We start from the raw sequence: 10,595 nt of genomic DNA, 5'->3' as shown, positions 1-10,595 counted from the left end.
CTATGTCTCAAGTCCGTACTTTTTCAAGCGTCGTCCGCGCGGGTTCGTTCTCGCTCATCCTCATCGCCTCGACCTTCGCGTCCAGCCTGGGCGCGTGGGGGGCTCGGCCAGAGCTTCCTCCCGCCGAGAGCGTCACGCCCGATCCCGCCATCAGCGCACCCGCCGCGTCTCCCGCGGCCAGCACCACGGCTGAGGCGGCTCGGCACAGGCGCGCGCCGCTGGCGTCGCGACGCGGCCGTCTCATCACCCGAATCACCGCGATGGCCCACCAGATGGAGGGCGTGCCGTACGTGTTCGGTGGCACCAGTGCCCACGGCGTCGACTGCTCGGGATTCACCCAGCGCATCTTCGCGCTCGCCGGCATCCAGCTGCGCCGCATGGCCGACGAGCAGTATCAGCAGGGTCGCGCCGTGGAGGCCCCTCAGGCGGGTGACCTCGTGTTCTTCAGCACCTACCTGCCGGGCCCGTCGCACGTGGGCATCTACCTGGGCAACCGCTACTTCATCCACGCCTCGAGCTCTCGCGGCGTCACCGTCTCGAGCCTCGAGGAGAGCTACTACCGATCGCGCTACATCGGCGCCCGTCGCTTCTTCTAGCGCGCGGGCAGGCGCCTACGGGTTCTCGCGCAGCTTGCGGGCGAGGTCGCTGACGTCGCCCCCCGCCGAGGTTCGCACCATCTGCATCACGTAGACGAGCAGGCTGAGGTGCCAGAGCTCGACAGGGCCGCTGACGAGCCCCGTGCGCTCGTCGTGGTCAGCATCGAGCTGCTTGTCGAGGTCGGCGAGAACGCGATCGAGCTTGCCGTCGATTACGTCCATCTGCATGTCGCGGTTGGTGTACCGGGCGGGAGGCATGTGCGCCATGCGCCCCACCGCGATGAGGGCGTCCTGACGGTCGCCTTCGTCATCGCTGAACCCGTTGAACTGCATAGGTCGGTGGAGCAGGAGCAGCGTGGGTTCCTCCACGCGTAGCACGCCGCGTCGGACCACGGTGTCTCCCTGGTTCACGCGCGACGGGTTCAGCAGGATGTACGGCAGCTCGGTGGTGCCCACCGTGAGAAGCCGTGATCGGCGCCCCCGATGGATGCGGGTCTCGGCGAGGGCTTGTCCAATGTCTTCTTCGAAGCTCACGTCGAGGTCATTCCCATCTGCGCGCCCTCTCTTTCGGCGAGAAGCCCGGCCGGACTTCCAGCTCTTGCGTCTTGATCGGCGCGACCTCTTCGGCCGCGCCTCTAGGCGCCGGACAGGCCCAGCATCGCCAGGGAATCTCGGGCCGCCGCAGCGGCATCGCGCATGACCTCATCAAGCGCCGCTTCCTCGGCGTTCCACACGCAGTTCGTCTTGACGAAGAGACCGCCTTGCACGATCGATGACGCCTCGAGGTGCACCGACGTGGCGGCTCGCGACCCGCCCGGGCCGTAGTAGAAGACCGCCGAGCTTCCACAGTGCGCGCCGAGGGCTTCAGAAGAGGGAGGCTGCACGTAGCGCCCGATGAACGCGCTGGCGCTCGCGCCGCCATCGAGCGCCCCGTGGTGGTCGTAGGCCAGGCTGAAGAGCCGATAGCCCGAGGCGAAGCCGCGCAAGCACTCGACGAGCGACGCCAGCATCTGCAGTCGAACCGGGTCGGTGTCTTCAAGCGACATGAAGAACACCTCGATGTGCGTGAGGCGCACGTTCACCACAGCCCCCAGCGAGATCACGTTGGCCGTGCACGAGGCTTCGCCGTCGCGGCGCTCGAGGCGCACGTCGCTGGCGCGGATCCGGTGCGTGGAGAGCACCTGGAAGAGGCTTTCTTGAAGCTGCCACGCCTGGTTGAAGGCCTGGAACAGCGGGGCTTTGAACTCCGCACGGAAGATGGCAGAACGGCGATCGAGCGTGAACATGCCGTCTCGATTCTGACTGCCGGGGGTCTCCCCCTGCCTCGTCAGCGGTTCGCGATTGCGCCAGGCGTGGCGTCAGCGCGCCGCGGGGGCGTATCTCAGGAAGTACCGCAGCCAGCCCATGTACCCCTCACCTGGGTCGGTGCGCGCGCACGCAGGCGGGTAGCTCGTGGGCCAGGTGGAATCAGCCAGATCCAGGTAGGCCGGCACGGCCGATCTCCCCTGGCTCACCTGGTGATGCCCGTAGATGTGGGTGGGGTCGATGTGGAAGCGGGCGCTCAGCGAGCGGGCGAGTCGGAAGCTCGCCTTCAGGAGGGCGGGGTTGTTCATCAGATCGGCTTCATCGACCGCCACCATCTCGACCTGCAGCGCGCAGTGGTTCACGCCGTAGGTCCCGGTTGCGCGGCGGTTCAAGGGAAGCAGCTGGTAGATGGTGCCATCGCGGTCGATCATGAAGTGCACCGAGGGGTGGCCGAAGACGGTGCCTCGGTCGCCCGCCGACATGTTGGCGCCGCGGGTGAATACGTTCCACGCGGCGTCGAACGTCTCGCATGCGGTGAAGTGCATCACCAGGATGGTGGGCTCAAGGTCGATCGAGGCCTCGCCCACGTGTCGCTTGAAGTAGGCGCGATACTCGTCATCCCAGTCGCGGTAGGGCAGCATGCGCGCCACCACGGGGGGATCATGGGGCGGCTCCTTCATGACCTCGATGGGGAACACGGCCTGCGCTGCCGTGCGGGTGCGGCGGTTGGCCCGCTCGTCTGCCCGCTTCATCTGGCGGATGTCGTCATCGCCGTACGAGCGGCTCGTGGCATCTGGCGAACGGTACAGAAGGCACGCCACGAACGTGACCAGAAGAACCCCGACGAGGCGCAGGCGTTGCGGCACGTGACAGGATTTCAAGACACCCGGGAACAACCCCTGCGCCCACCCCGTCCCACGCCCGTGCCCCGACGCCATCGTGGGGGCCGGCAATCCCCAGCGTCGCGCATGTCACGACAGAGAGCAGATCCCATGAGACGCCATCCCCTGGTCGCACTTCTCCTGGTCTACACCCTGGTCATCGAGCTTCTGGCGCCCGCCTCTGCAGCGCCTGTCGCTCCCCCCGCGCCGAGCGCCTCTTCAGGCGCAACATCGCTGCCCAAGGGGGTTCGATTCGTGACCACCGTGGAGGGCATCTCAGAGTACAGGCTCGACAACGGCCTGCGCGTGCTGCTCATCCCGGACGACTCGGTGCAGAACGTCACGGTCAACATCACCTATCTCGTGGGGTCGCGGCACGAGCGCTACGGTGAGACGGGCATGGCGCATCTCCTCGAGCACATGCTGTTCAAGGGGAGCCGACGCCATCCCCACATCCCTGACGAGCTCTCTGAGCACGGCGCGCACAGCAATGCGACCACCTGGCTCGATCGCACCAACTACTTCGAGACCGTCGAGGCAACAGAGGCCAACCTGCGATGGGCCCTCGAGATGGAGGCCGATCGCATGGTCACCTCGTTCGTTGCAAAGGCCGATCTCGACAAGGAGATGACGGTGGTGCGCAACGAGTTCGAGTCGGGCGAGAACAGCCCGGGCGACATCATGGTCGAGCGGGCGCTCGAGACGGCCTTCCTCTGGCACAACTACGGTCACCCCACCATCGGCGCGCGCTCTGACATCGAGAACGTGCCCATCGAGAACCTCCAGCAGTTCTACCGCACGTGGTATCAGCCGGACAATGCCGTCCTGGCGGTGGCGGGCCGCTTCGATGTGGCCTTTGCGCTGCGAACGGTGGCCGAGAGCTTTGGCCCGATTCCGCGCCCCAGCCGCGTGCTGCCCGCCATCTACACGAGAGAGCCGGCGCAGGACGGAGAGCGTGAGATCGTTCTCCGCCGCGTGGGCGAGTCGCAGGACCTGGCCACCCTCTATCATGTGCCAGCCGGGTCGCACGTCGATTTCGCGCCCATCGACGTGTTCATGCAGCTGATGGCCGAGGCCCCCACGGGCCGGCTCTATAAAGCGCTCGTCGACGCGCGAAAGGCCACCTCGGTGGGGGGCTACACCTACCAGCTCCACGATCCCGGCGTGGCGATCTTCTCGGCGGAGATGCGCGCGGGGGCGCCCATGGAGCCGGCCCGAGCCGCGCTCCTCGAGACGGTGGAGGAAGGGGTTCGCAAGGCCCCCGTCACGCCAGACGAGGTCGAGCGTGCGAAGTCGAACCTGCTCAAGCACCTCGAGCTCTCGCTCAACAACACCGAGCACGTGGGCAAGGACCTCTCCGAGTGGCAGGCCATGGGTGACTGGCGCCTGCTGTTCCTCTACCGGGACAACCTGCGCAAGGTTACGGCGGCCGATGTGCAGCGGGTGGCGACACAGTACTTCCGCCCGTCGAACCGCACCCTGGCCCAGTTCATTCCCACCAAGGCGCCGGAACGAGTCGAGATTCCCGAGAGCCCGGACGTCCGCAAGCTGGTCGAAGGCTACAAGGGCGAGGCCGCGGTGGTGGCCGGCGAGAAGTTCGACGCCTCTCCGGAGAACATCGAGAAGCACCTCACCCGCGTTCGCACGCCTGGTGGCATAAAGCTTGCGCTGCTGCCCAAGAAGACGCGGGGGCGCGCGGTTCACGTTAATCTCACCCTGCACTTCGGAACCCTGGCCGCGCTCAAGGGCAAGGAGACCATCGGCGAGCTGACAGCCGCCATGCTGCTGCGCGGCACGCGCAAGCACACGCGCCAGCAGCTCAAGGACAGCTTCGATCGGCTCAAGGCAAGGGTCTCGGTGGGGGGCGACGCCACCAGCGTGACCATCTCCATCGAAACGCTCCGCGACAACCTCGCTGACGTGCTGAGGCTGGTGGCCGAGGTGCTGCGAGATCCGTCCTTTCCCCCTGATGAGCTCGAGCAGATGCGTCAGGAGGAGCTCGTGGGACTCGAGCAGAGCAAGACCGACCCGCAGGCCCTGGCCTCGAATCTGCTGAGCCGTCACCTGAACCCTTATCCGGCGGGCGATCCGAGACACGTGAGCACGCCAGACGAAGAGCTCGCCGAGCTGGCGCACGTGCAGGTCGCCGATCTTGCCGCATTCCACGCAGCCTTCTACGGGGCCAGCGATGGATCTGGAGCCGCCGTGGGTGACTTTGAAGCGCCGGCGTTCACGAAGCTCGTGGAGGAGGTGCTGGGCGGCTGGAAGAGCCCGAGCGCCTACGCGCGCATCCCGAGCGAGCTGTTCGCGGTGAGTCCGCTCGAGAAGGTGATCGAGACGCCGGACAAGGAGAACGCCGTGTATCTCGCGGGCCTCAAGACCGCGATGTCGTCTGCCGATCCGGACTACGGGGCACTGATTCTGGGGAACTACGTGCTCGGTGGCGGGTTCCTCAACTCACGGCTCGCCACGCGCCTGCGCCAGGAGCTGGGCGTCAGCTACGGGGTGGGCTCCAGCTTCTCGGCAGAGCCCCTCGACAAGGTGGCGCGATTCGGCGTGTACGCCATCTACGCGCCGCAGAACGCAGACAAGGTGCGCCAGAACGTGCGAGCGGTGCTCGAGAAGGCGTTCAAGGACGGATTCACCGAGAAGGAGATCGAGGCGGCGCGCAATGGGTTGCTTCAGAGCCGCCAGGTCGAGCGTGCAAAGGACAGCTCGCTGGTGTCTCGGCTTGCGGCCTATGAGCACGTGGGACGCACCATGAAGTGGGATGAGACCCTCGAGCGCTCCATGCGCTCGCTCACAGCCGCCCAGGTCCTCGCCGCCATGCGCAGGTACATCGATCTGACCCAGCTCAACGTGGTAACCGCGGGCGACTTCCAGGGAAAGAAGAAGGGGAGATAAGGCGCGATCGGCTCGGGAAGAGGGGCGGCGCGGTCGCGAGGAGAAGTCGAGGACCGCGCCGCGGCGCCATCACACCCACGAGGAGCCCCTTCAATGTCCATCGAGGTAGAGCACGGAACGCTCGACAGTGCAAAGACGAGCGCGTACGTCGAAGACATCTGGAACCGCGAGATCGTGCCCACGCTGCACGACTACATCCGCATTCCGAACAAGTCTCCGCACTTCGACCCTCGCTGGGCCGAGCACGGCCACATGCACCGTGCGGTCACGCTCATCGCTGACTGGTGCAGCGCCCGCAGCCTGCCGGGCATGACGCTCGAGGTCGTCGAGCTCGAGGGGCGAACGCCAGTGATCTTCATCGAGATCCCGGGTGCCATCGACGATACGGTGCTGCTCTACGGGCATCTCGACAAGCAGCCGGAGATGCATGGCTGGGCTGAAGGCCTCGACCCGTGGACGCCGGTCATGCGCGGAGAGCGCCTGTATGGACGAGGGGGCGCCGATGACGGGTATGCCGCGTTCGCATCGCTCACCGCCGTCAAGGCGCTGGCCGAGCAGGGCGTGCCGCACGCGCGCTGTGTCATTCTCATCGAGGCGGGAGAGGAGAGCGGAAGCCCGGATCTGCCCGCCTACGTCGAGCACCTGCGCGAGCGCATCGGAACCCCGTCGCTGGTCGTCTGCCTCGACTCCGGCTGCGGCGATTACGAGCGCCTCTGGAGCACCACGTCGCTGCGCGGCATGGTGGGGGGAACGCTGCGCGTGCGCATCCTCGAGGAGGGGGTGCACTCGGGCGATGCAAGCGGCGTTGTGCCATCGAGCTTCGCCATCATGCGCGAGCTCCTCGACCGCTTGTCTGACGCGCACACCGGCGAGGTGAAGGTCGCCCAGATGCACGCGCCCATCCCGGAGGCCCGTCGAGCTCAGGCTGGCGTGGTGGCTGGGGTGCTCGATACCGCGGTGTACGACAAGTTCCCGTTCGTGGCCGGGGCGGCTCCTCTCTGCGGCGACCATTCCGAGCTGATCCTCAACCGAACGTGGCGCCCCACGCTCTCGGTTACGGGGGCCGAAGGGCTTCCCGCGCTCGAGAGCGCCGGAAATGTGCTTCGCCCGTACACGGCGCTCAAGCTGTCGTTCCGCCTGCCCCCCACGGCAAGCGCCGCTCAGGCGCTGGAGGCAGTGAAGCACGTTCTCGAGAGCGATCCGCCCTACGGGGCTGAAGTCACCTTCGAAGGAGACCAGGCCGACGGCTGGAACGCCCCCGCGCTCGCGCCCTGGCTCGAGGCGGCCACCTCTGAGGCGTCGCTGGCCTACTTCGGCAAGGACGCCGCCTACATGGGCGAGGGGGGATCCATTCCCTTCATCAACATGCTGGGGCGTCGGTTCCCGGAAGCCCAGTTCCTCATCACGGGTGTGCTTGGCCCCAACTCGAACGCCCACGGCCCGAACGAGTTCCTCGACATTCCCACAGCGCGTCGTCTCACCTGCTGCGTGGCGGCTGTGCTCGCCCGACACGCGGTGGTGCGGCCGGGAGCGTCGCGCTGAGCCTCGCGCTGAGCCTCGCTACGACGCTTCGCGGCGAAGCACGGTGAACCCGACCAGGGGCACGCCGTAGAGGCCCACCCATATCCCCGCATACATTCGCACGGCGCAGCGCCTCGAGATGGGGTACTGCGCCGCGCGCTCTTCCGGGGTCAGCGCGGTCACGCCACTTCGCTCACGCATCACCCAGGCGCAGTTCAGCACGGTGACGATCACGAGCAGGAGAACGGCGATGCGGCCCACGCGTCGTGCCGCCAGGTCGGTGAACGGGCGAGTGTCTGCGGGGAGGGCAGTCGGGTCGAGCTCGCGCACCGCATACAGGCCGGGCAGCAGGAAGAGACCGCCCCAGGCTGCCAGCGCGCCGATGTGCAACGGGCGAACCCACGCCAGGACACCAGAGATCTCGTATCCCTGCGTGGCGCCGACGAGAATGGCGGTGGCGATCGCAAATCCAACGACCGAGAAGAGAAGTCCGACGGTGTAGGCCATGCGCTTCATGCGGGGCGGTGATTCTCGCCGCACCGCTGTCTGATCCTCTCGCGTCAGTGCGGTTCTGGCCACGGCTTGGGGGGAACCGGGGAGACGACGCCGTATACCGCGGCATGTCACAGACGCACGATCACGAGCTCCCGTCGTCCCCCAGCACCGAGAGCGCTGCTCATCAGCTCCTCACGCAGGCCTTTGCCTGGCTTGACCGGAACGATATCGAACGCGCCGCGCGCATTGCCGAGCAGCTCTCGTTGATGCGCCACTCCGGCGCCTTCGAGGTGTGGGCTGAGGTGCATCGCGCGAGGGGCGACCACGCCAAAGCCATCGAGGTGCTCGAGGAAGGAGTGCAGGCGGCGCCCAAGGTGTGGCTGCTGTGGCAGTCGCTGGGCAACGCCTACACCATGGGGGGGCGCCATGAAGACGCGCAGCGGGCTTTCGGCCGCGCACTGGGGTGCCCGTCGGCAGACGCCTCGTCCATCCACTTCAACCGCGGCATGGCCTTTGCGCGTCACAGGCGGTTCGAGGAAGCCCTCGAGGCATTCGGACTGGTGAGCTCGCCGTTGCTGCAGTTCCAGGCTGCGAGCTTCGAGCTGGCGATTCTCAACGACCTGCATCGCTTCGATCAGGCGGTGGAGAAGGGGAGGGCGCTGCTGTCGCAAGACGCCTCCGAACCCCAGGATCGCGCACGGGTTCACGGTCAGCTGGCTCGCGCCTACCTTCAGGGGTACGACGACAGGGAGAGCAGCCGCCGACATGTGGACGTGGCGCTGAAGATCTGGGCGGGCGAGCCGACTGCGCGCGCCATGCGCGACAGCCTCGAGCGCATCGGGCCGAAACCTTCGTCAGACGAAGGCGCGGCGCCGCAGGAGAGCGGCGCCTGACGCCTCACATGTTGCAGACCGGGCAGCGCTGGCCCCGTCGCATGCGAACCATCGAGCCACAGTAGTCGCACTTCACCTCGGCCACCTCGCTCATGTCGACCGCAGGCCGGTTTGGTGTGGCTTCAGCTCGGCCGGTGGTATCCCACATCCGCTTCGTTGCGTCTTCGGAAAGATGGGTGAGGACCGGCTTCTCGTTCGTCTCTTTGTCCATGACTGGTACCACCTCTTGTCGTACTGATGCACGCGTCTTATTCTCCGTCGACCAGAGCCAACCCCTGCCGAACGCGAGCAAAAACAGGTGTTCTCAATCGGAAACACATGTTCTCTTACTGAACAGATGTTCTTCCGTCGCGGGTCAGCAGCGGCGCGTAGAGATCGGGGCGACGATCGCGGAAGAACCCCATGGCGGCGCGAAAGCGCCGTGCTTCTGTCAGGTCGAGTTCGGCCATCAGGCAGGTGGCGTTGCTTCGGTCGGCCTCTGCGATCTTCTCGCCACGCGGATCGCAGATGAACGAGCTCCCGTAGAAACGGGCGTCTCCCTCCGCGCCGATCCGGTTGGCGGCGGCCAGGTGAATGGCGTTGCTCACAGCGTGGCCGATCATGGCGCGCTGCCACATGTCGCGGGTGTCGATGGCGCCGGCCTGCGGAGGCTCGCTTCCGATGGCCGTGGGGTAGAGGAGGAGGTCGGCGCCCAGCAGGGCCATGATGCGCGCGCTCTCCGGAAACCACTGATCCCAGCAGATGCCCGCGCCGATGCAGCCATAGCGGGTCTGGAAGACCCGAAACCCCGTGTCGCCCGGCGAGAAGTAGTACTTCTCTTCGTATCCTGGGCCGTCGGGGATGTGCGACTTGCGGTAGACCCCCTTGATGGAACCATCGGCGTCGATCATGGCGAGGCTGTTGTAGTGGGCCTGGCCAGCGCGCTCGAAGAAGCTGAGCGGCACAACGATTCCGGCGTCCCGCGCCAGTTCCTGGAAGCGCCCGATGAACGGGTGACCCTCGATGGGGTGGGCGCGAGCGAAATCTTCCTCGCGCTCCTGCTGCGGGAAGTAGACCCCTTCGAAGAGCTCTGGCAGCAGCACGACGTTGGCTCCCGCGCGAGCCGCCTGCTCGACGCGTTTCAGGGCGTCGGAGACATTGGTCTCGAGGTCGTCGGCCATGCACATCTGGACGACGGCGAGCGCAATCTTCACGATGACTTCCTTTCTGTGGCGCCAGGCCCGTCAGCCGCCGACCCAGAGAGGTCCCTGGGGCTGCTGCTGGGTGAGACAGTGGAACGAGCCTCCGCTGGTGATGATGGCCGACGATTCGAGCCCCTGCACCGTGCGGTCGGGGAACGCAGCCCCGATGACCTCGAGGGCGCGCGCGTCGTTGCGGTCGCCGTACTGCGGAACCAGCACGGCACCGTTCACGAGACAGAAGTTGACGTAGGTGAGCGGCAGCCGCTCTCCCTCGAAGCATCGCCGTTCGGCGGGCAGCGGCACCTCGAGCACCTCGAGACCGGCGTTGCGCATGACGGTCGCGTTCTGTGCGAGAACGGCGTGGTTTTGCGCGTCGTCCGATTCGGCTGTGCACGCCACCACCACCCCGGGCCGTACAAAGCGGGCAATGGTGTCGATGTGGCCGTCGGTGTGGTCGCCCTCGAGGCCGCGCTCGAGCCAGATCACGCCGCGGGTGAAGCCGAGGTGGTCACGCAAGGCCGACTCCAGCTCGCGTTGCGTCAGGTGCGGGTTTCGCGCCGGATGGAGCAGGCACTGGCGCGTGGTGAGCGCCAGCCCCGTACCGTCGGTCTCGATGGAGCCGCCCTCGAGCACGATGTCGACATCGAAGTGATCGACGCCCAGGTGCGCCGCCAGGGCCTCTGGCACCTCGTCATCGAGGTGCCAGTCGAACTTCTGCCCCCAGGCGTTGAAGCCCCAGTGAACGAAGGAGACCACGCCATCAGCCCGACGCACGAAGATGGGGCCGCTGTCGCGCAGCCAGACGTCGTCGAGGGGCGC

11 protein-coding genes are annotated in these 10,595 nt (G+C 66.7%); 4 read left to right on the top strand and 7 right to left on the bottom strand.

Translation table 11 applies throughout. The features are described 5' to 3' along the window. The coding region (locus EB084_11655; protein NDD28910.1) for an NlpC/P60 family protein at positions 1-596 on the top strand (596 nt) is incomplete at its 5' end. A 15-nt stretch (positions 597-611) separates the two neighbouring features. Here EB084_11655 and EB084_11650 read toward each other — a convergent pair. The 3 genes from EB084_11650 to EB084_11640 form a co-directional block, all read right to left on the bottom strand. Beyond that, a complete protein-coding gene (locus tag EB084_11650; protein NDD28909.1) occupies positions 612-1,130 on the bottom strand; it encodes a hypothetical protein in 519 nt (172 codons plus the stop codon). Positions 1,131-1,231: 101 nt separating this feature from the next. Then, on the bottom strand, positions 1,232-1,882 hold the full coding sequence (locus EB084_11645) for a hypothetical protein (protein ID NDD28908.1): 651 nt from the start codon (positions 1,880-1,882) through the stop codon (positions 1,232-1,234). Positions 1,883-1,954: 72 nt separating this feature from the next. Beyond that, positions 1,955-2,839, bottom strand: coding sequence for an N-acetylmuramoyl-L-alanine amidase (locus tag EB084_11640; GenBank protein ID NDD28907.1), 885 nt, complete (start codon positions 2,837-2,839; stop codon positions 1,955-1,957). A 54-nt stretch (positions 2,840-2,893) separates the two neighbouring features. Here EB084_11640 and EB084_11635 point away from each other — a divergent pair, with 54 nt between their 5' ends. Both EB084_11635 and EB084_11630 read left to right on the top strand, forming a co-directional pair. Next, on the top strand, positions 2,894-5,686 hold the full coding sequence (locus EB084_11635) for an insulinase family protein (protein ID NDD28906.1): 2,793 nt from the start codon (positions 2,894-2,896) through the stop codon (positions 5,684-5,686). Positions 5,687-5,779: 93 nt separating this feature from the next. Beyond that, a complete protein-coding gene (locus EB084_11630; GenBank protein NDD28905.1) occupies positions 5,780-7,228 on the top strand; it encodes a M20/M25/M40 family metallo-hydrolase in 1,449 nt (482 codons plus the stop codon). A gap of 18 nt (positions 7,229-7,246) precedes the next feature. Here the strand turns inward: EB084_11630 and EB084_11625 are convergent, their stop codons facing one another. Further along, positions 7,247-7,723 (bottom strand): hypothetical protein, encoded by a 477-nt coding sequence (locus tag EB084_11625; GenBank protein ID NDD28904.1) that lies wholly within the window; start codon positions 7,721-7,723, stop codon positions 7,247-7,249. A gap of 104 nt (positions 7,724-7,827) precedes the next feature. On the opposite strand from EB084_11625, the gene EB084_11620 reads away from it, so the two are divergent. Then, positions 7,828-8,595 (top strand): tetratricopeptide repeat protein, encoded by a 768-nt coding sequence (locus EB084_11620; GenBank protein NDD28903.1) that lies wholly within the window; start codon positions 7,828-7,830, stop codon positions 8,593-8,595. Positions 8,596-8,599: 4 nt separating this feature from the next. Here the strand turns inward: EB084_11620 and EB084_11615 are convergent, their stop codons facing one another. From EB084_11615 to EB084_11605, 3 genes are all read right to left on the bottom strand, one after another. Then, entirely contained in the window at positions 8,600-8,806 is a 207-nt protein-coding gene (locus EB084_11615) for a hypothetical protein (GenBank protein ID NDD28902.1), read from the bottom strand. 115 nt (positions 8,807-8,921) lie between these two features. Beyond that, positions 8,922-9,761 (bottom strand): N-carbamoylputrescine amidase, encoded by an 840-nt coding sequence (locus tag EB084_11610; GenBank protein NDD28901.1) that lies wholly within the window; start codon positions 9,759-9,761, stop codon positions 8,922-8,924. 57 nt (positions 9,762-9,818) lie between these two features. Continuing rightward, positions 9,819-10,595: agmatine deiminase family protein (locus tag EB084_11605; GenBank protein NDD28900.1), on the bottom strand; the 777-nt coding region annotated here is incomplete at its 5' end.

Source organism: Pseudomonadota bacterium (genome assembly GCA_010028905.1).
Taxonomy (GTDB): Bacteria; Vulcanimicrobiota; Xenobia; order RGZZ01; family RGZZ01; genus RGZZ01.
Note: the sequence above shows the minus strand (reverse complement) of the source record. Positions and strands in the feature narration are given on the sequence as shown.

Excerpts from the sequence above, each read along its gene's own strand:
- EB084_11645 (NDD28908.1), bottom strand. The coding sequence starts at position 1,882 with ATGTTCACGCTCGATCGCCGTTCTGCCATCTTCCGTGCGGAGTTCAAA.
- EB084_11640 (NDD28907.1), bottom strand. The coding sequence starts at position 2,839 with ATGGCGTCGGGGCACGGGCGTGGGACGGGGTGGGCGCAGGGGTTGTTC.
- EB084_11635 (NDD28906.1), top strand. The coding sequence starts at position 2,894 with ATGAGACGCCATCCCCTGGTCGCACTTCTCCTGGTCTACACCCTGGTC.
- EB084_11630 (NDD28905.1), top strand. The coding sequence starts at position 5,780 with ATGTCCATCGAGGTAGAGCACGGAACGCTCGACAGTGCAAAGACGAGC.
- EB084_11625 (NDD28904.1), bottom strand. The coding sequence starts at position 7,723 with ATGAAGCGCATGGCCTACACCGTCGGACTTCTCTTCTCGGTCGTTGGA.
- EB084_11620 (NDD28903.1), top strand. The coding sequence starts at position 7,828 with ATGTCACAGACGCACGATCACGAGCTCCCGTCGTCCCCCAGCACCGAG.
- EB084_11615 (NDD28902.1), bottom strand. The coding sequence starts at position 8,806 with ATGGACAAAGAGACGAACGAGAAGCCGGTCCTCACCCATCTTTCCGAA.
- EB084_11610 (NDD28901.1), bottom strand. The coding sequence starts at position 9,761 with ATGTGCATGGCCGACGACCTCGAGACCAATGTCTCCGACGCCCTGAAA.